The sequence below is a fragment of the Arthrobacter sp. NQ4 genome, from assembly GCF_029077345.1.
Taxonomy (GTDB): domain Bacteria; phylum Actinomycetota; class Actinomycetes; order Actinomycetales; family Micrococcaceae; genus Arthrobacter.
Genome location: NZ_JARETC010000009.1, coordinates 1 through 20,041, shown reverse-complemented (window position 1 = coordinate 20,041; position 20,041 = coordinate 1). Strand labels below are relative to the sequence as shown.

Sequence of the window (20,041 nt, the reverse complement as noted above, 5' to 3'; positions counted from 1 at the left end):
GAACAATGGAACAGAACACGCGCTACGCCGCCCGCCCCCTGACACTGGGGCGCAACGGCCGCACCCCCAAGACCCTCCGCAACCGGCTTGCCTCCGCTCCGATGGAACGCAACTACGGCACCACCGACGGGCGCATCACCGAGCAGTACAACGACTACCTCGTGACCCGGGCCAAAGCCGGGCTGGGCATGGTCACCACGGAAGCCACCTACGTCCGTGCCGACGGGAAGGGCCGCACCCACCAGCTGGGCCTGCACACTGACGCCATGATCCCGGGCCTGCGGAAACTCACGGACGCGCTGCACCGGGAAGGCGCGCTGGCCGCCGTCGAACTCAACCATGGCGGCCGCACCGCGCAGGCCGCCCTGTCCGGGTTCAAGAACGTGGCGCCGTCACCCGTACCGTGCGAGGTGGCAGGCGGCGAAATCCCGCGCGAGCTCACCAGCGACGAATGCGAAGGGCTCGTCGACGCCTACGCCCAGGCTGCCCGGCGCGCGGTACAGGCCGGCTTCGACGTCATCAACCTCCACGGCGCCCACGGCTACCTGATCCACCAGTTCATGTCACCCATCTCCAACCACCGCACGGACCTGTTCGGCGCTCCCGAGTACTTCATGAACAGGGTCATCGACGCGGTCCGGGCCGCAGTCCCGGACACCATCGTGGGCATGCGGGTCTCCGTACTGGAGGGCCCCGCCAACGGTATTTCCGCCGAAGGGCAGGTGGCCATCACCGCCAAGGCCCACCTGGACAAGCTGGACTTCCTGGACATCTCGGCCGGCAGCTACGAAGCGGGTGAGTGGATCGTCCAATCGGGGGAGTGGAAGCCCGGCATCCTCGCCGGCTACGCCCGGGCCTACCGCCAGTTCGGCATCCCCCTGGGGATGGCCGGCCGGCTCAACTCGCCGGGCATCATCGAAGAAGTCCTCGCCGCGGGGACCTGCGATTTCGTCAGCCTCGCCCGTGCCATCCACGCCGACCCGGCCTTTGTGGGCGGTGTCCTCCGCGGCGACCGCTACCGCCCCTGCATCGCCTGCAACGTCTGCATCGACAACCTGGGAATCGGCCAGGTGACCTGCACCGTCAACCCCGCGGTGGGCCGCTCCCGCGTCCCGGTCCCGACGCCGGCCGTCCGCGAGGGCGCCCGCGTGACGGTTGTGGGCGCCGGCCCCGCCGGCCTCACCGCCGCCCGGGAACTCGCCGAAGCAGGGGCGAAAGTGACAGTGTTCGACGACGGCGGGCGGCCGGGCGGCCAGTTCGCCTTCGCGGAGCGGATGAAGTCCACGCCCGACTTCCACCGCTTCACCGAATGGTCGGCCGCAGAAAACGCCCGGCTGGGCATCGACCTCAAGCTGGGATCGCACGTGGATACCACCCGCCTGGACGCCCTGGTCCGCGGGACTGCGGCAGACGCCGTCGTGCTTGCCACCGGTGGTCTCCGGCCCGGCGCCGGCTTCCCGGGCGCAGGCTCTGGGGACGTCCTGGATATCCGGGACTGGCTCGCTGCGCACCCGGATGTCCTGGCGGGGGCCCCGGACGCTGCCGTGCCTGACGCCGTCACCATCTGGGGAGCGGACTCAGTCGCCATGAGCGTCGCCGACACGCTCGCGGACCGGGGGACCGCTGTCCTGCTGGTGGGCCCGCAGGACGCGATCGCCCCGGAATCCGGCCGCAGGGCCAAGATCCTGGCCGTTCCCCGGCTCCAGGCGAACTCCCGGGTCCGGATCCGGCTGGACACCGTCATCGAGGAATACGACGGAACCCGGGTCCGGGTGTCCGGACCGGGTTGCCCGCCCGAGGGGGAATGGCTGGACGCGCCGGGACCGCTGCTGGTCTCGCGCTCCGTGGTTCCGCTTGACGGCTCTGTCGCTGCCGAGGCCCGCGATGCGGAACTGAGCCTTATGGCCGGAGTGCCCGTGACCCTGGCCGGAACAGTGGTGGACCAGACGCCGGCCATCGCCTCCAACGCGGTCAAGAGCGGCTACGACGCGGCGCAAAGGATCGCCGCCCGCCTGGCCCCCGGCTCATTGGACGGCACGGACTCGATGGACAGCACGGACTACAGCTTGAACGGAGCACCCCGATGACGCACACCCCGCCCCGGCCCGTCGGGCTGGCCCAACTTTCCCTGCTCAACACCGCCCCGCCGGACCTCGTTGGCATTGCCGCCCAGGCGGGATTCGACTTCATTGGCGTGCGGGTCCGTCCGGTAACGCCCACGGAACGGCCCTATGACCTGCAGCCGGGCTCGCCGATGCTGAGGGAGGCCCTGGCGCGCATGCAGGACACCGGCGTCACCGTACGGGACATCGAATTCCTGCTGCTGGACGGCAGCGACCAGCGCGACGCCTGGCTGCGGATGATGGAAGCCGGCCAGGCACTGGGCGCCAGCTCCATCACTGTTGCAGGAGGGGATCCCGACGCCGGGAGGCTGCTCACCACGTTGTCGTCCATGACCGAGGACGGCCGCGATTTTGGCATCACCCCCACCCTGGAGGCCATCTCGTACCAGCCGGTTGCATCCATTGCCCAGGCAGCCGATCTCGCCCGCCGCGCCGGCTGCAACATCGTGGTGGACACGCTGCACTTCAACCGCTTGGTGGGTGCAGGCGCCGCCGGCCAGTGGGATGCGCTGCGCGCCCACGCAGCCCTTGTGCCGTTGCTTCAACTGTGTGACGGCCCGGCGGAACGGCCAGCCAGCCGGGACGCGCTCATCACCGAATCCCGGTCGGAACGGGAGGTTCCCGGCGAGGGGGCATTCGGGCTGGCGGAGGTGGTGGCGGCACTTCCGGACGGCCTTCCGGTCAGTGCGGAGGCGCCGTCGGACCGGCGCGCCGCTGACCTGGGTGAGCTCGGGTGGGCGCGGCGGCTCAGGGCCGGCGTGGACGCGGTGCTGGCGAAGGCCGACGCGCTGCGCGAATCAGGGACGCCCACGAAGGCGGGTGTGCGATGAGCACCGCCACCGCAGGCGGAACCACCACCGGTCTGGTGCCGGGCGTGCAGATCCCGCTCATCGGCCTGGGGACCTGGCCGCTGATGGGTGAGGATGCGTCCGCCGCCGTTTCGCAGGCCATCGGCAGCGGCTACCGGCACATCGACACCGCCGAGAACTACGGCAACGAGGAAGCCGTGGGTGAAGGAATCCGCCGCAGCGGAATTGACCGGAGCCAGCTCTTCCTCACCACAAAGTTCAACACCCGGTGGCACAGCCGGACCGGCGTCCGGGAAGCCTTCGCGGAAGCAACCCGGCGGCTGGGCACGGACTACCTCGACCTGTTCCTGGTCCACTGGCCCAACCCCGCCCAGGGACGGTTCGTGGAAGCCTGCGAGGGACTCCAGCAGCTGATGGATGATGGGTGCGTCCGCGCATGGGGTGTCTCCAACTTCAAGCCGGCCCACCTGCAGCGTGTGCAGGCCGCGGGCCTGCGGGTACCCCTGAACCAGGTACAGGTGGACCCCGAACACGGCCAACCGGCACAGCTTGGCTGGCACGCCGGGCACGGGATCCTGACCGCTGCCTACAGCCCCCTGGGCCGCAACGGCAGCTTCCTCAGCCACCATGCCATCAGATGCCCGGCCAGGGAGCTTGGGAAAACACCGGCCCAGATCGTCCTGCGGTGGCATGTCCAGCACGGCCGGATCGCCATCCCCAAGTCGGCACACCGGGAACGCCAGCGCGAAAACCTGGACGTCTTCAATTTCACCCTGACGCCACCGCAGCTCGCCGCCATTGACGCCCTCGAAACCGGTGCGCCGCCGCGCCTCGACTCCGACACGTACTTCCACTAAGAAAGCTTTGGCATCATGTCCCCTTCACAAACCCCTTCCCGGCTCCCGGACCTGGACTGCGACGTCCTGGTGATTGGTTCCGGCGCGGGCGGCCTGTCCGCCGCCGTGACCGCCGCCTACCACGGACTGAAAGTCGTCGTCGTCGAGAAAGCCGCCGTCTGCGGCGGTGCCACCTCCTGGTCCGGCGGCTGGGCCTGGACGCCAGGAAACCCGCTGGCCAAAGCCGCCGGCGTCAACGAAGACCGTGAACTTTTCCGGACCTATCTCCGCCACCGCCTCGGCCGGCACTACGACGAAAACCGGGTTGACGCGTTCCTTGAAGCCGTTCCCCACATGGTGGGTTTCTTCCACGACAAGACCAGCCTGCAGTTCGTGCCCGGAGCCAAGATCAAGGACATTTACGGGGACACCCCGGGCGCCGGAACCGGGCACCGCTCCGTGGGTCCAAAACCGATCAATGCACGCCGGATCAAGCCCGCGCTCCGGGCCAGGATGCGCCACCAGCTCTACGAAACCTCATTCCTGGGCATGGGCATCATGGCGGGACCGGACCTGTCCAAGTTCCTGTCCGCCTCGCAGGGGGACTTCCGGGGGATCTTCCACGCCGGCTGGCGGGTGGGATTCCACCTCCTGGATCTCCTTGCCTACCGGCGCAACATGCAGCTGGTCAACGGCACCGCGCTCACCGGCCGGCTGCTCAAATCGGCGGACGACCTGGGCGTGGACATCCGCGTCTCCACCCCGGCCCGGCACCTGCTCACCGATGAGTCCGGGAAGGTGACGGGCGCCGTCGTAAGCTCCCCGCACGGCGAACTCCGGATCAATGCCTCCCGCGGCGTCGTCCTGGCCGCCGGGGGCTTTCCCAACGACGTCGCCCGCCGCCAAGCCCTTTTCCCCAAAACACCGACCGGCCGGGAGCACTGGACCCTGGCGCCGAAGGAAACCACGGGGGACGGCATCACCATGGCCCAGGAGGTGGGTGCCCGCTTCGAGACCGGGGTGGCGTCCCCGGCCGCGTGGTGCCCGGTGTCGCTGGTCCCGTACCGGAACGGACGCACCGGCACCTTCCCGCACATCATGGACCGGGCCAAGCCGGGCAGCATCGGGGTGCGGCGGGACGGCAAGCGGTTCGTCAACGAGGCCAACGGCTACTACGACTATGTGGAAGGCCTGCTGGCTGCCACCCCCGAGGGCGAACCCGCAGAAGCATGGCAGATCGCCGACGCCGCATTCGTGCGCAAGTACCCGCTGGGCATGGCCAAACCGCTGCCGGTGCCGCTCTTCCCGTATCTCCGCAGCGGATACCTGAAAAGGGGCAAGACCATCGAGGAACTTGCCGTGGCCTGTGGCATCGACCCGCAGGCCCTGGCCAGGACCGTTGCGGACTTCAACGACAACGCACGCAGGGGGGTCGACCCCGACTTCAACCGCGGCGCCACCGAGTTCAACAAGTACGGCGGTGACCCCGGGAACACTCCCAACCCCTCGCTGCGTCCGCTGGAGAAGGGGCCGTTCTACGCGGTGAAGATCGTGCCGGGATCCTTCGGAACCTTTGCGGGGCTGGCGGCCGACGCCCGGGCGCGCGTCCTGGATACCGACGGGCACCCCATCGAGGGCCTCTATGTCGCCGGCAACGACCAGGCCTCGGTCATGGGCGGGCACTACCCGGCCGGCGGGATCAACCTTGGCCCTGCCCTGACGTTTGGTTACATCGCCGGCCGCGACCTTGCCCGCGCCACCCACTATGAGGACGACGGCGCCCCCGCGCAGAATCAGCCCGTGCAACAACGACGCCATGACTCACGAGCAGCCTAGATTCTTTGCGCCGGAACTGGACGGCGCCGACCTCTCCGCCTTCGAAGCCGCCTATCAGGCCGCCCAAAAGAGTCTGGCCGAAGGTGGCATCCCCATCGGGGCTTCGATCGCGCGGGGCGGCGTGGTGTTCGCGAGCGGGCATAACGAACGGGTCCAGAACGCGGATCCGATCGCGCACGGGGAAATGTCCGCACTGCGCAGCGCCGGACGGCAGAGGAGCTACCGGGACACCACGCTGTACACCACCCTGGCCCCGTGTGCCATGTGCGCCGGAACCATCATCCAGTTCAAGATTCCCCGCGTGGTGGTGGGGGAGGCCAGGACGTTCGACGGCGAACTGGAGCTTTTGCGGTCACGCGGGGTCGAGGTGGTGGTCCTGGATGATCAGCGTTGCGTGGACATGATGGCTGCGTTCCAGGCCGACAAGCCGGAGCTGTGGGCGGAGGACATCGCCGAGTAGCGCCGGTCCCGCGCTGGTGTGACGCTTAGGGGTGAACCGGTGTGGCGGCCTCGTTGCCCAGCACCGTGGTCCACGGGCTGGCACTCCAGGACGTCACGACGCCGTTGATGACGTAGGGGTCTGCGGCTGCGAAGGCTTTTGCGGCCTCGAGCGGGTTCTCGCCGGTGAAGATCAGCAGCCCTTTGAAGGGTCCTTCGCCGATTGCACCGCCGAGCAGGAGCTCGCCGCGTTCCACCGCCTCCCACCCCGCCCTGAGGTGGTCTGAGCGGTACTGCCCGCGGCTTTCGAGGTAGTCGTCCGCGTAGGTGTATTCAAGTACGGCGTGCATGGGCGTCTCCGTTTCGGTTAGGGTTTCGTTCGCTGTAAAAGCAGCGTACCCACTGTGTGATGGCCGGAAACCGTGGCATCTTGGCCAAGAGGGCGGAGCTTGTGGAGGCGGATGCTGTCGCCGTCGTGGTTCAAGGCTCCCGAGGCTAGCCCGGCTGCTCGTCAATGCCGCACCAGCCGGCAATGAAGAGGGCGATGCTCTTGGTAATCCGGCGGATGGATTCGACCGAGACCCGCTCGTCGAACCCGTGGATTGCCTCAGAAACCGGGCCGTACACCAGCGCCGGCGTATCGGCATAGAGGGCGAAGACCCTGCCATCGAGGTATCCCGGTGTGGTGAAGCTTTCCAGTTCCCGGCCGAAGACCTGCGAATGGGTGCGCTCGAGCATGGCCTCCGCCTCGCTCCCGGGCTCCAGCACATAGCCCTCCGAGAAGAAGCCTGTCTTCACGCCTACCGCATTAATCGGCGACGGACCGCGGCCCAAGGAGGTCAGGCACTCCTGGAGTTCGGACCAGGCCTGCTCCGCGCTGATGCCGGGGTAGATCGCCGCCCGCACATCGAACTCACACCAGGCCGGGACGCTGGAAGGCCAGTCGCCGCCCGCGATTCCACCGAAGTTGAAGTTGATGGGGTGGTCCAGGCCTTCGAAGTAGCGGTGCTGTCCGCGGTCCGCGTTCCACTTTTCCTCGACCTCGCGCAGCGCCGAGATCGCCGTGTACGCCGCATCGATGGCGTTGAAGCCGGTGCCCATCTCGCGCGGATGAGTCGGGTTGCCGGTCACCCTGACTTTGAACCAGAGCACGCCCACATTGGCGCGCACCAGCATGTCCTCCTCGGGCTCGGGGATGATGACGGCGTCGGCCCGGTAGCCGCGCAGATGGGCGGACAACGAGCCGTTGCCTGTGCATTCCTCCTCGATGACGGACTGGAAGTGGATGCGGCCAGCGGGCTCAAACCCTGCGGCACGGACGGCGTCAAAGGCGAAGAGGTTGGCAGCCAGGCCTGCCTTCATGTCGCCGGCGCCGCGGCCGTGCATCCATCCGTCGATGATCGGGGCATCCCAGGGGTAGCGGGACCAGGCCTCGGAGGGGCCTTCGGGGACCACATCGATGTGTCCGTTGAGGATGAGGGACCGGCCGCGCTCGGTGGCCGGGCGGTATGTGCCCACCACGTTTGTCATCCCTTCATAGGACACCGTCACAGGCCCGAAGCCCTCATGGGCAGACAGTTCCTCGGCATCCAGCTCCCACCGGTCCATTTCCAGGCCACGGCCGGCCATGGCCGCGAACATCAGGTCCTGGGCGCTCCCCTCCCGGGTGCGCAGCGACGGGTGTTTGACCAGGTCCTGGGTGAAGGACAGCTGCGCATCAAAGGCGGCGTCTACGGCGTCCAGGATCCGAAGGGTCTGGTCGTCACTAAGCATGTTCTTCTCCTAACAAACGGGGAGCCGTCCGCCGGACGGCTCCCCGAAGTGGTGGTGAGTTTCGATAGAGGGTGTAACGCGGTCTCCTGGCGGCGGCCGCGGTGCCTAGCTTTCGGCGACGAGCTTCTTGTCCTGGACGCGCAGGCGCTCACCCAGGAACCCACCAACTGCCGTGAGCAGGGAGATGATCGCCAGGATCAGGGCCGCGCCCCAGGACTGGTTGCCGGAGACACCCAGCATGGCGGTGGCCAGCAGCGGCATGAACCCACTGGTGGCACCGGCGATGTTGTAGCCCAGAGCCACACCGGAGTAGCGCAGCTTGGCCGGGAACAGTTCGGTCAGCAGGCCGCCGTTGACGGCGTAGGCCACCGCAATGAGCATGATACCGACGGTGATGGCCAGCGTGATCATCAGCGGGGATTTGGTGTCGATCATCGCGAAGAGGGGGAACGCGGCGACGGCGCTGACGATGCCGCCCCACATGGTGACCTTGCCAGGCCCGATCTTCTCGGCCAGCCGGCCCATGAGGAAAGTAACGCCGATTTGGGCCACTGCGGCAACCAGAGTCGCGTTGACCATGACGTTCCGGTCCACCTTGAGTGTGTTCGAACCGTAGCTGACGGCGAAGGTGGTGATCATGTAGAAACCGCCGACGCCGAGCAGCGCGGCGAGAACTGCCACGACCAGGCGGCCGCCGGCGTGGCGGAACACCTCGAAGGCCGGGACCTTGGCCGTTTCGCCCTGGGCAAGCAGGTCCTTGAAGATGGGGGATTCCTCCACCTTGAGCCGGATCCACAGCGCTATGCCCAGCATGGGGAAGGCAATCAGGAATGGAATGCGCCAGCCCCAGGCGTCAAAGGCCTCGGACGGGAACAGCAGGACCAGCGAGAACGCTCCGGAGGCCAGCAGCGTCGCCACCGGAGAGCCGACCTGTACCAGCGCGGCGTACCGGCCGCGCTTCTCGACGGGGGCGTGCTCGACCGCCATGGTCACGGCGCCGCCCCATTCGCCGCCGACAGCCAGGCCCTGCACCAGGCGCAATACCGCCAGCATGATTGGTGCAGCCAGGCCGATGCTGCCGAAGTCCGGCAACAGGCCGATGAACGCCGTCGCCGCGCCGATCATGACGATGGTCGTGAGCAGTGCAGGCCGGCGTCCATAACGGTCACCGATATAGCCGAAGATCATGGCGCCGATCGGGCGGGCGGCGAAGCCGACGCCGAACGTCGCAAATGATGCCAGCAGAGCCGCGGTGGGGTCCATGTTGGTGAAGAAGAGCCGGTTGAAAACCAGGGCTGCGGCCGTGCCGAAGAGGTAGTAGTCGTACCATTCCAGCGCGGTCCCGACGAAGGCGGCACGGGCAATCTTTCCTGCGTCTTTGCCTGAGATTACCGGAGGAGCACCTACGGTGGAGGGGAGTGAATTTGAGGTGGTCACTGCGTGGGCCCTTTCGAGCGGGTTGAGTTTTGCGTCCCGGGTCCCGCGGCGGGCGAAAGGCGATTGCCTGCACTGCTGCGGTGATTATTCGAGATTAGGTCAGTGATAAAGCCCTAAACAATGACAATATCCACCCACTTCTCCTCCGACTGTTGGGCATCTTCACAAATCAGCCGGTGAACTCCTTATAGCGGCTGAGGGCCACGAGGGCCCGCGCGGCCTCTGCCGGCACGGTGAGGTCAAGGCCTATGACCTCATGCAGGCTATGCAGGCGGTTGACCACGGTGTTGCGGTGGCAGAACAACTCCTCCGACGTCTCCTTGATGGACCCCGTCCGCCCGTAGCTGCGCGCCACCTCCAGCAGGCGCTGACGTTCAAGAGGCGTGCATTTATCCAGTGCTTGCTTAATGGGTGAGGAAAAGCCCGGGAACTTCTGCTCCAGGAGGCCGCTCGCGATCCCCATCCATGCGTCCTCGAGTGTCGCCAGTCCTGTGCCCCGGCGCTTTTGCTGCGCCAGCACGAGGGCCGATGCTGCGGCGGACGGGACAGCATCCAGCCCCTCGACATCGGGTACGTATCCGGCAGGAAAGCCGGGCCCTTCCTCTTGCCAGGTTCGCCCCTTGCGCTGCTGCCTGAAGAGATAAAGGACTCCAGTGTTCTCGTACACATAAGTGCGGTGGTCCGACTCGAACTGCTGCTGGGCCTGGGCCACGGCGTCCAACGTAACCGCCAGCACTTCGAAGGTTCCTGTGGCCTGCACCCCGAGGGCCGCCGCAAGGTCCTGCACTTCGCGGGGGCCGCCCAGTTCAGCGTTGAACAGCCGGGAAAGCAAGCGCTGGCGGTAAAGCTGCTTGTTCCGTGTCAGCCGGGCCTCTTCCTCGGCATACGCCTGCTGGATGCTGCTGACATAGCCTTCGACGGCGTCCAGGACCCGGTCCATGTTGGCCACCAGGACGCCGATCCCTTTGTCCCGGGCAACACGTTCCAACCCCTTCCACAGAACGCGGAAGTCGTTGCGGATGGCTTCAAGGAATGCGTCCAGAGGGACGCCTTGGCGGGCCCGGCGGGCTGCCACTTCTCGGGGGAGGGCCTGCAGGTCCGGTGGGAGCTCCAATCCGGCCATTTGGTAGAGGAACATGTCCATGGTGTCCGCGGCGGTGCGGTAGACGTCCTCATCGGGAACCAGGGCCTCACCATAGGAAATGGCGGAGAAGCGCTCGAGGAAGTCGTCCACCAGCAGGGACCGTTCCTTCCACAGACTCTCCAGCAGCTCTGTCCATTCCGGCTCTGTGGGCCGGCCCGGACGGAACTCCCGAAAAGCTGAGGCGGAGAAGCGCGGGGTGCCATGGTCATGTGCTGTCATGGATCAATTTTATGCAAAAGCCTAAGCCTTCGATTAAAAGCGGCGTTGGATGTCCATTGAAGGCAGCATTATTACAGCGTTGAATAGAGCGTAGTCCAGCTCCCAGGCCCTGGTCCCAACCCCTCCGCCACTTCCGGGGACCCTATCAAAGAGGATTTATGCCCGTCGATCTCCTGATTCGAAACGCACGCATCCTGACCCAGGATGCTTCCTGCCCCGCCGCGACAAGCCTGCTCATCCACGACGGCAAAATCCTCGAGGTGGATCCCGGCGCCGACCTGGCGGCCCTGGCTGTCCGGACCATCGATGCCGCCGGGACCACGATTGTCCCCGGGTTCAACGACGTGCATGCACACAGCGTGTGGTTCGGCCTCGGCCTGATGGAGGCCAACGCGGGAGCAGCGGCAAGCTTGGACGAGGTCTACCGGATCATCGCCGACGCCGCCGCGGGGATGGCCCCCGGAGAATGGGTGGTGGCATCCGGCTACAGCCCGCTGCTTCTCGGCGGGCAACAACCGGACCGCGACCGGCTGGATGAGGCGGCCGGGGGGCGTCCGGTGTGGATCAAGCACTCCTCGGGCCACGCCTGCACACTCAACGGCGTGGCGCTGGAGCTCGTATCAGCCCGGGCTGATCTCTCCGCCCCGATCGACGGCGGGGCCGTCGTGGTGGGCGACGACGGCCGCCCGACCGGGCTGCTTGAGGAAAATGCCATGCGGCTGGTGCAGGACATCCTCCTGCCGTATCCGCTGGAGACCATAGAGCACGCGCTGGATCTTGCGACGTCGCACTACCTCGCCGAAGGTATTACGAGCGTTACGGATGCGGGTATCGCCGGCGGCTGGATTGGCTATTCGCCCCGCGAGTTCGCGGCCTACCAGAACGCCCGTGACAAGGGTCTGCTCAGCGTCAGGATGCAGCCGATGCTGGTCATGGATGCCCTCCACAACGTGGCGGGCCACGCCAACGATCCAGCCTCCAGGAGCCTGGACGCCGGAATCCGCACAGGATTGGGCGACGACTGGCTGCGGCTGGGACCGGTGAAGATCTTCAGCGACGGTTCGCTCCTGGGCAGCACGGCCTACATGACCGAGGACTACGTCGGCTGCACCCACAACCACGGCTACCTGCAAATGGACGCGGACCAGCTGCGGGAATCAGCGCTCGAGGCGTACCGGGCGGGCTGGGCAATTGCGATGCATGCCATCGGCGACCACGCCATCGACCATGCGATTGACATCATCACGGAGGCGCAGGAGACCTTCGGGATTAATTTACAGCCCAACCGGATTGAGCACGGCGGGGTGGTCCGCCCCGATCAGCTCGACCGGATTGCCGCAGCCGGCATTGTGTTGGTGCCGCAGCCGCACTTCATCACCGAGTTCGGCGACGGCATGGCCCAACTGCTGGGCCCCAAGCGCACCAATTGGTCCTACCCCGCCAAGAGCCTGCTGGAACGCGGTGTCACGCTGCCGGGAAGCTCGGACCGTCCCGTCTCCAACGGCAGGCCCCTGGACGTCATGCAGTCCTTCGTGGAGCGGCTGACCCCGTCAGGACAGGTCTACGGCCCGGACGAAAGGATCACCGCGGCTGAGGCCCTGGCCGCCTACACCACGGGATCGGCAGCCGCCACGGGCACCGGCCACATCAAGGGGCGCCTGGCCCCGGGTTACCTGGCCGACTTGGTGTTCCTGGACCAGGACCCCACGGCAGTGGCCTCCTCGGACATCGCCGCCACGCGGGTACTGGCCACCATGGTGGGTGGTCAAATCCGCTTCGGCGAGGAAAACCTACCGGCGCCGGTCCGCACCGCAGACCTTGAGGCAGCCCTGACAGGGAAGGAAACCCCATGAGCACTACCGACGACCAATTCCTCGCCGATTTCGCCACGATGTCCGGCTTTGGCGCGACGCCCGGCGGAGGCGTGGACAGGCAGGCCGGCACGGCGGCTGACCATGCCACCCGGGCCTGGTTCAGCCAATGGCTGGCCCGGCACGGCTACACCGAATCAGTTGACGAGGCAGGCAACCAGTTCGGCACCATGGAGTTGGTCCCCGGTGCCCCGTACGTGCTCGCGGGATCCCACCTGGATTCCCAGCCGCTGGCCGGACGGTACGACGGAGCCTACGGAGTGCTCGCAGCGGCGCATGCCGGCGCCCGCGTAGCTGCGGAAGCCCGGGACGGAAAGCTTGAGCCCACCTGCAACCTGGCCGTTGTGAACTGGTTCAACGAGGAAGGCAGCCGCTTCGCGCCCAGCATGATGGGAAGCGCGGTCTTCACCGGGAAACTTCCGCTGGGTGACGCGCTGGCTACTGCCGATTCGGCCGGCACCACCGTGGCTCAGGCGCTGGCCGCAGGGCACGGCGCCCAGGACGGGAACGCTCCGGTCCTCGCACAAGTCGCCCGCTACGCCGAGATCCACATCGAGCAGGGCAAGGAGCTGGAGGAGAGCGGTACCCAGGTGGGCATCGTGGACCGGACCTGGGCCGCCAGCAAGTACCGTGTCACGGTGGATGGAGCGCAGTCGCACACGGGCGCCACCCGCATGGAAGACCGCCGCGACGCCCTCTTCGGGGCCGCGCTGGTGATCGCCGCCGCGCGTGAACTGGCCGCGGAGTTCGAGCCAGGGCTGCTGCACACGTCCGTCTCCGAGCTGCATGTCCTGCCGAACTCGCCGGTCACCATAGCCCGGCAGGTGGTAATGAACCTGGACCTGCGCTCCCCGGACGAATCCGTGCTGGGCCTCGCCATGGAACGCCTGGGCAAGAGGATCATCGACGCCGAGGCAGACTCACGCACGGAAATCCGCCTGGACCTCACCCACAACTGGGGAGTGGTGTCCTACCAGCCCAAGGGAGTGGCGCTGGGCCGGGCAAGCGCAGAGAGCCTGGACTACAGCTACAGGAACGTGATGACTGTCGCCGGGCACGATTCGACCAACATGAAGGACGTGGTCCCCACCGTCATGCTCTTCGTTCCCAGCGTCGAAGGCATCTCGCACAACGAGGCCGAGTACACGCTCGACGACGATGCCCTGCGCGGCGTCGAACTGCTCACCGACGTCCTGCGGCGCCTCGTCCGGGGCGAACTGGAAGAGAACTAGCAGCGCGTCAGCCCGCGCTTGCCGCGGGCGTCACCGCCGCCACCTCAACCTGAACCCCGGCCTCCCGGAACTTCTGCACCTGGGCGGGGTCGGCGCCGTCGTCCGTTACCAAAGTCCACGGCAAAGCCAAACGCGCCCACGCGTGGAACGGCCGCAGGCCCAACTTTGACGAGTCCGCCAGGACATAGACGGCACGGCCGCGCCGGGCCATGAGCTCCTTGAGCCGGGTCTGGGCGTGGTCGGCTTCGCAGATGCCGTCCTCCGCGGTGACGGCGTCGGCGCCCAGGAAAACCCGGTCAAAGCTCATCCGCTCCAGCGCCGCCTCGGCCAGCGGCCCCACGAAACTCTGGGAGACGCCACGGAGCCGGCCGCCCAGGCAGTCCACCTCGATGCCCTCCGAATCGGCCAGCTCCTGCAGTGTGTTGATGCCCGGCGTCGTCACGGACAACGGGCCGAACCCGCGCAGCTCGTGCGCCAGGGCACCCGCGGTGGAACCGGCGTCGAGCAGGATGTTCTCCCCGGGCTGGATCACCGACGCCGCCCAGCGGGCGATCGCGTGCTTCTGCTCGAACGCCTCGCCCGTGCGCTGCCGCAGCGACGCCTCCGGGTGCGCACCCAGCGCCATCGCCCCGCCATAGGTGCGGGCCAGCCGGCCCTGCGAGTTCAGCAGCGCCAGGTCCCGCCGAATGGTAGAGGCCGTCACCTCGAACTTGGCCGAGAGTTCCTCCACGGAGGCCAGGCCGGTGGTCACGGCAAGATGGTAGATCTCCTCGCGCCGCGCGTTTGCGCTGAGCATTCCCGGTCTCCTTCCCGTGGGCATGGCGATGGCAGTGCTACCCATGCTAGTGCTCCCCAAAGACGGAGACGGCCGGCCAGCTTTGCTGACCGGCCGCGCCAAGAGATGGCTTCAGTTACGCAGCTTCGTCCCGTGCCGGTGCCAGGTCAACAGCTTGCCGCAGGGCCTCGAGCAGCGACTCGTGGTCCGCAATGTTCTTGCCGGCGATGTCAAAGGCCGTGCCGTGGTCAACGGACGTCCGCACCACGGGGAGCCCCACGGTGATGTTGACGCCGTTCTCCAGGCCAAGGACCTTCACGGGGCCGTGGCCCTGGTCGTGGTACTGGGCCACCACCAGGTCGAAGTCGCCGCGGCCGGCCAGGAAGAACAGGGTGTCCGCCGGGAGGGGACCGAAGGCGTTAATCCCGTCCGCCTGCGCTTTCTCGATGCCCGGCTGGATCTTCTCCGCCTCCTCGCCGTAGCCGAACAGCCCGTTCTCACCGGCATGCGGGTTGATGGCGCACACAGCGATCCGCGGGTTCTCGATGCCGGAGGTGCGCAGCAGTTCATACCCGCGCTTGATGGTCCGGTAGACCAGGTCCCCGTTGATCTTGGCGATGGCATCGATGAGCCCGATGTGAGTGGTCACGTGGATGACGCGCATCTTCGGCGCCGTTAGCATCATGGACACTTCCTCGGTGCCGGTCAGTTCGGCGAGGAGCTCGGTGTGGCCGGGGAACTTGTGCCCGGCTGCGTGCAGGGCCGCCTTGTTAAGGGGGCCTGTGCAGATGGCGTCAACCTTACGGTCCATCGCCAGCTGCACGGCCTTCTCGATGAACAGGTACGAGCCATGTCCCGCGGCGGCGGACAGCTCGCCCCAGGCGAGGTCCTCCGGAATGCAGTCGATGTCCAGGACGTCGATGGTGCCTTCCTGGAACAGCGCCTCCGACGGCTCGGCCACCTTCCGCAGGGCCAGCGGGCTGGCGACGATGTCCGCGGCGAGCTGCAGCCGGCGAAGATCGCCGATGACCAGCATCCGCGCCTTGGACCGGAGTTCGCTGTCCGCCAGGGCCTTGACGATGATTTCCGGGCCAATGCCGGCGGCGTCCCCCATGGTGATGGCTACGATCGGGCGTCCCATTACTTGGTACTCATTTCAGTCGTTGTGCTAGAGAAAAACTGTGTGGTCCTGGTCAGCGTGCCGGCATCGCCGAAGGCGCCGGCCTTGGTGACCAAGAGGGGGAGGGGCGCGGGCAGCAGGCTCATCACGACGCCGGGCTCAACCTCGCCCAGGACGGTAAAGCTGCCGACGCCGAGCGCCTTGAGGACCGCCGTCGCAGTCTCCCCGCCCGTCAGGATCAGGGCTTCGCAGTTCCCGATGCCGCCGGCAGTGGCCCTCGCCAGCGCTTCGGCCACGACCAAGGCCTGCGATTTGTCCACGGCACCCATCGGATTTGGCGTCAGCACGACGTCGGTCCGCAGCATCGCGGCCGCTACGTTCCGGGCAACCGTCGGGTCCTCCAGCGCCTGGTGGTCCAGCGTGATGTGCTCGGCACCTGCGGCGACAAGGGCCTCGGTCTGCTGCCGGGCGAGGCCGGAATAGCTGCCGATCACGGTCAGCGTCCGCTGTACGTGCTGTGCGTGGTCACGAAGGACATCGCGTCCTTCCTCGCGTGCGGCAACGTGGCCGGCCAGCCCGCCGGAACCCACCAGGAGGGCAGGAAAGTCCAGCAGGGCTGCCGCGGCGGCGATCTGCTGAAGGTCATCGTCAGAGACCGCGTCAAGTACGACGGCGTCAGTCCCGCGGTCCCGAAGGTCCTGCAGGTGCGCCGCCAGGTCCTCCGGGGTGCGTGCCGTTTCCCGGCCCACCAGTTCAGCGGAAAGACCTCCGGCGGCAACTGCTGCCGCCACGTCGCCGTCGAACCGTCCCTGCGCGTTCTGCGCACCGTTGACATGGACCATGCCGCGCAGGGTGGTCCTTCCCGTGGCCGGAAAGGCAGGGGCCACCAGGGCCAGGCCCCTGCCGCGGCCGTTACTGACGCTGGCCAGCGCTGCGGCAATCTCGGGGCCGAGGTTGCCGCGGAGCAGCGAGTCGATCTTCTTGAAGACCTGCCGGTCCTGCCCAAGGGCCTGTGCCACCGCGGCAGCCACGGCGGAGGCAGCCTCCTCCGCCGCAAGGTAGCGGCTCTCGGTGTTGACCGACAGGATGTCCGCCTCCGGCCACGTGGAGGCCAGGTCAAGGATTACGCAACTGCTGTGGGTGGGTCCGTAGGCTGCGGCGGCATCTGCCGCTCCCGTCAGGTCGTCGGCGATGATTGCCCAGCGCTTGGCTGCGGTGGCGTTCATACTGCTGGGGACACCTCGCGGGTTTCCACGGTCTGCTTGGCCTTCAGGCGCTTAGCGTACCAAGCGACCATGAGGGGGCAGCCGATGGCGGTGACCACCACGGAGGCTGCCACCAGCACGGTGGCGGGGCCGGCTGCGGCAGAGTAGGCCGGGTTGGCGGCGGCCACCAGCATGGGAACGGTGGCGGCGTTGCCGGCAGTGGTTGCTGCCGCGAGGCCGGCGATGCCCGAGCCGCCGGTCAGCTTGTCAGCGAAGAAGAGCACGGCGCCGCCGGCGATGAGCACGAACAGGCCCAGGCCGAGGCCCAGCAGTCCGGCGTTGAGCACCTGGCCCAGGTTCAGGCCGAAGCCGAGGGCCAGGGCGAAGAACGGAATCAGCACCGGTGCCGCGGAGGAGAGGAACTTGCGCATGGCCGGGTCCAGGGCGCCCAGGATCGCACCGAGGAGCAGGGGGATGATGGCGCCCACCAGGGCCTGCCATGGGAAGGCTGACAGACCTGCGACGCCGAGGGTCACCATGGTCAGGAAGGGGCCGGATTCCAGCGTCATCACTGAGTACGCCGCAACGTCCTTGGGCTTGCCGTACTGGCCCATGAGTGCCATGTACATGCCGCCGTTGGTGTCGTTGAGGGCGGCCAGGATGGCCAGGACCGAGAGGCCCGAGAGCAGTCCGCCGTCGATGGGAAGTTCACCCATGAACCTGCCGGCGATGACGCCGATGATGATGGCGAACAGGACCTTGCTGCCGAACAGCACGCCGCCCTTTTTCAGGATGTACGGGGTGGCTTTGATATCGATGCTCGCGCCCATGCAGACATAGAAGACCGCAAGGATGGTGGTGCCGCCGGTGAAGAGCGCGCCCGTGAAGGAGCCGAGGAACTTGGCGGAATCCGGGGCGAAGGTGCCGAGGACGGCGCCGATGAGCAGGGGGATCAGCATCATGCCGCCAGGAACCTTTTCCATAGTGGCCTTGATTGGGACAGACATAAAGCAACCTCATTGTTGTTTGGGGAGGGGGAGGTCGGGCGGGCCGCCCAAAAGCATGATGTAGATCATAGGCACTACTGCGTGATTAGCGCAAGGCTACTTGCGCGAAACGCGCAATCCGGATGATTGGCGCACAATCTGGCCTCGCGCCGTCGCAATGTCAGGGGCAGCTTTTACGCTCTGCCTGTGCCGAAATTTCCTGTTGCCCGTTCCCGCGCTGACCGTGCAGTGCCGGCCGGCCGGGTGGGCTATGACCTGACCGCCAGCCGTCTCCTGCTCCACACCTTCCAGACCGAGGGTGCTTTCGAGGAGCTCCTTTCGACCGGGCAGCTCCTTCCGGACCCAGATCTGGCGGAGCCGCTGTTCGCCGACGCCTATGCCTGGATGTTCCGGGAGATGGACCGCCGCCTTCCCACCAGCGGCGACGGCGCCCTTTGGTTCTGGGCGCGTACTACCCGTGAATACCTGGTCGACAGCTGCAGGCGCAACCGGGGAGACGTCCTGCTCACGTGCCGGATTCCGCGGGAACGGGTGCTGCTCTCGCACCACTGGGACTGGCATTGCGCCCTCAGCGGCATTCCGCACGTGCTGGAACTGCCCGGTGAAAGCGACGAGGACTATGACGCGCGGCGGGACCGGATCTGGGATGAACTGGACGACCGCAAGCGGGAGGCGGGCGTGCTTGGAAAGGGATTCCGGGACTGGCCCGAGGATGTGCGCAGGGATCTCGAACGGAGCTGGGAGCAGTTCCTCGACCCGTCAACCTACGGCAGGTGGGACACCGTGCAGGCAACGGCGCATGCTCTGTGCGCCGAGGACGTCGTCAGCGCTGTGCGGCTGGACCCGCGGTAGGAGCCCCTCGGGTGTGGGAGTTCCCAAGGCGCGCCTGAGCGCCGGCCGCGGGAAACCGGCGTCGTCGGCGTCACTGGGCGAAACTGCACGTTCGTGCAAACGCCTGTGGTCGCTTGGCCCGCCGCTGGCAGGCGCCCATTTAGCTACTCACCAGTAACAACACGTGTGCTCGGGTCACAGTTGCCGCGGAGGCGGGTGCTGGTAAGCCCGGATTTTGGCCGCACGTTCGTGCACTTCCGCTGCGCAGGAGCAGCACCACTGCCAGCATGGAAAACCTCGGCCGGACCTGATGGACACCCCCAAGACCATCAGCCCGGCTTTCCCCATAGACAGACGAACAAAGAGGTTTCCATGTCATTGCTTAGCCGGGCCCTGTCCGTTGCCGCCGCTGCGGTCCTTGCCTCCTCATTGATGGCCGCTCCCGCCCAGGCCGTCGACATCTCCCCGCCCGGGGCCAACGACTGGTCCTGCAAACCTTCAGCCGAGCACCCTTACCCGGTGGTGTTGGTTCCCGGAACGTTCGAGAGCATGGAGAAGAACTGGTCCACGCTCTCGCCGGTCCTCAAGAGCCAGGGCTACTGCGTCTTCGCCCTCAACTACGGTGCCACCAACGGCGTTTACGCCACGGCACCGGTCAAGGATTCGGCGAATGAACTTGCCCCGTTCGTGGACGCGGTCCGCTCCGCCACCGGCGCCAAGCAGGTGGACCTGGTGGGCCACAGCCAGGGCGGCATGATGCCCCGCTATTACATGGGCTTCCTGGGTGGCGCCAAGTACGTCCACCAGCTTGTCGGCATCGCACCGTCCAACCACGGCACCGAAGGCGTGATCCTTCCGCCGCCGGATCTGGTGCCCACGCCCGACTACACCGCCGCCGGATGCGCCGCGTGCGCAGACCAGCAGGCCGGTTCGCCCTTCATGAAGGAGCTGAACGCGATCGGCGATACCGTCGCCGGCCCCGCCTACACGGTCATTTCCACCACCCATGATGAAGTGGTCATCCCGTACAACAGCCAGTTCCTGAGCGGCAGCGCCCGGCAGGTCACCAACATCACCATCCAGGACAAGTGCCCGGCCGACGTTATCGAACACGACCAGACGCCCAACGATCCAGTGGTGCACCAGCTGGTGGCCAACGCCCTGGCCCAGGCCTCGGGTCCGGCAGATCCCGCCTACCAGCCCGCCTGCATCTAGGCGTAAAGAAGTACGACGGCGGCAGGCCCCCCCTGAAAACCGGCCCCCCCCCGCCGCGGGGGGTAAAGACCCCCGCCGCGTTTGCTTACCCGGCGCGCTCCGGCCCCGGGGTCCCCGCCGGAAAGAACTGCGGCACCCTCACCGGCGCGCCGACGGCCCGGGGGCCGGCG

Annotated in this window: 17 protein-coding genes; 9 read left to right on the top strand and 8 right to left on the bottom strand. The window is 67.1% G+C overall.

The features are described 5' to 3' along the window. The first annotated feature begins 5 nt into the window (after window positions 1-5). The 5 genes from PUN51_RS14925 to PUN51_RS14905 are packed head-to-tail and all read left to right on the top strand — an operon-like array spanning window position 6 to window position 6,064. Window positions 6-2,087, top strand: a complete 2,082-nt coding sequence (locus tag PUN51_RS14925) for an FAD-dependent oxidoreductase (protein WP_275181485.1) — start codon at window positions 6-8, stop codon at window positions 2,085-2,087. Beyond that, complete coding sequence (locus PUN51_RS14920) at window positions 2,084-2,953, top strand: sugar phosphate isomerase/epimerase family protein (protein ID WP_275181484.1); 870 nt, start codon at window positions 2,084-2,086, stop codon at window positions 2,951-2,953. The genes PUN51_RS14925 and PUN51_RS14920 overlap by 4 nt, the downstream gene beginning before the upstream one ends. Continuing rightward, window positions 2,950-3,789, top strand: coding sequence for an aldo/keto reductase (locus tag PUN51_RS14915; RefSeq protein WP_275181483.1), 840 nt, complete (start codon window positions 2,950-2,952; stop codon window positions 3,787-3,789). Before PUN51_RS14920 ends, PUN51_RS14915 begins: the two co-directional genes overlap by 4 nt. Window positions 3,790-3,804: 15 nt before the next feature. Further along, on the top strand, window positions 3,805-5,604 hold the full coding sequence (locus PUN51_RS14910) for an FAD-dependent oxidoreductase (RefSeq protein ID WP_275181482.1): 1,800 nt from the start codon (window positions 3,805-3,807) through the stop codon (window positions 5,602-5,604). Further along, on the top strand, window positions 5,585-6,064 hold the full coding sequence (locus tag PUN51_RS14905; RefSeq protein ID WP_275181481.1) for a nucleoside deaminase: 480 nt from the start codon (window positions 5,585-5,587) through the stop codon (window positions 6,062-6,064). The genes PUN51_RS14910 and PUN51_RS14905 overlap by 20 nt, the downstream gene beginning before the upstream one ends. Before the next feature lie 25 nt (window positions 6,065-6,089). Here the strand turns inward: PUN51_RS14905 and PUN51_RS14900 are convergent, their stop codons facing one another. From PUN51_RS14900 to PUN51_RS14885, 4 genes are all read right to left on the bottom strand, one after another. Continuing rightward, a complete protein-coding gene (locus PUN51_RS14900; RefSeq protein WP_224025337.1) occupies window positions 6,090-6,392 on the bottom strand; it encodes a YciI-like protein in 303 nt (100 codons plus the stop codon). A gap of 145 nt (window positions 6,393-6,537) precedes the next feature. After that, window positions 6,538-7,815 (bottom strand): ArgE/DapE family deacylase, encoded by a 1,278-nt coding sequence (locus tag PUN51_RS14895; protein ID WP_275181480.1) that lies wholly within the window; start codon window positions 7,813-7,815, stop codon window positions 6,538-6,540. 105 nt (window positions 7,816-7,920) lie between these two features. Then, window positions 7,921-9,252 carry an MFS transporter gene (locus PUN51_RS14890; protein WP_275181479.1) on the bottom strand — a complete coding sequence of 444 codons (1,332 nt, stop codon included), beginning with the start codon at window positions 9,250-9,252 and terminating at the stop codon, window positions 7,921-7,923. A gap of 169 nt (window positions 9,253-9,421) precedes the next feature. Continuing rightward, the gene (locus tag PUN51_RS14885) at window positions 9,422-10,615 is read right to left on the bottom strand and encodes a helix-turn-helix domain-containing protein (protein ID WP_275181478.1); all 1,194 of its coding nucleotides are present in this window, start codon (window positions 10,613-10,615) and stop codon (window positions 9,422-9,424) included. Between the two features lie 158 nt (window positions 10,616-10,773). On the opposite strand from PUN51_RS14885, the gene PUN51_RS14880 reads away from it, so the two are divergent. Together PUN51_RS14880 and PUN51_RS14875 are read left to right on the top strand one after the other, a co-directional pair. Further along, window positions 10,774-12,468: an amidohydrolase gene (locus tag PUN51_RS14880; protein WP_275181477.1), complete on the top strand. Its 1,695-nt coding sequence runs from the start codon at window positions 10,774-10,776 to the stop codon at window positions 12,466-12,468. Then, window positions 12,465-13,718, top strand: a complete 1,254-nt coding sequence (locus tag PUN51_RS14875; protein WP_275181476.1) for a M20 family metallo-hydrolase — start codon at window positions 12,465-12,467, stop codon at window positions 13,716-13,718. Before PUN51_RS14880 ends, PUN51_RS14875 begins: the two co-directional genes overlap by 4 nt. Before the next feature lie 7 nt (window positions 13,719-13,725). Here the strand turns inward: PUN51_RS14875 and PUN51_RS14870 are convergent, their stop codons facing one another. The 4 genes from PUN51_RS14870 to PUN51_RS14855 form a co-directional block, all read right to left on the bottom strand. Next, window positions 13,726-14,514 carry a DeoR/GlpR family DNA-binding transcription regulator gene (locus PUN51_RS14870; RefSeq protein WP_275181475.1) on the bottom strand — a complete coding sequence of 263 codons (789 nt, stop codon included), beginning with the start codon at window positions 14,512-14,514 and terminating at the stop codon, window positions 13,726-13,728. A gap of 115 nt (window positions 14,515-14,629) precedes the next feature. Beyond that, on the bottom strand, window positions 14,630-15,634 hold the full coding sequence (gene pdxA, locus PUN51_RS14865) for a 4-hydroxythreonine-4-phosphate dehydrogenase PdxA (protein WP_275181474.1): 1,005 nt from the start codon (window positions 15,632-15,634) through the stop codon (window positions 14,630-14,632). Beyond that, window positions 15,634-16,839, bottom strand: a complete 1,206-nt coding sequence (locus PUN51_RS14860) for a four-carbon acid sugar kinase family protein (protein WP_275181473.1) — start codon at window positions 16,837-16,839, stop codon at window positions 15,634-15,636. Before PUN51_RS14860 ends, pdxA begins: the two co-directional genes overlap by 1 nt. Next, the gene (locus tag PUN51_RS14855; RefSeq protein ID WP_275181472.1) at window positions 16,836-17,825 is read right to left on the bottom strand and encodes a 2-keto-3-deoxygluconate permease; all 990 of its coding nucleotides are present in this window, start codon (window positions 17,823-17,825) and stop codon (window positions 16,836-16,838) included. Before PUN51_RS14855 ends, PUN51_RS14860 begins: the two co-directional genes overlap by 4 nt. A 186-nt stretch (window positions 17,826-18,011) precedes the next feature. Here PUN51_RS14855 and PUN51_RS14850 point away from each other — a divergent pair, with 186 nt between their 5' ends. Together PUN51_RS14850 and PUN51_RS14845 are read left to right on the top strand one after the other, a co-directional pair. Beyond that, the gene (locus PUN51_RS14850; protein WP_275181471.1) at window positions 18,012-18,677 is read left to right on the top strand and encodes a DUF3841 domain-containing protein; all 666 of its coding nucleotides are present in this window, start codon (window positions 18,012-18,014) and stop codon (window positions 18,675-18,677) included. Between the two features lie 351 nt (window positions 18,678-19,028). Next, entirely contained in the window at window positions 19,029-19,871 is an 843-nt protein-coding gene (locus PUN51_RS14845) for an esterase/lipase family protein (protein WP_275181470.1), read from the top strand. Window positions 19,872-20,041 lie beyond the last annotated feature (170 nt).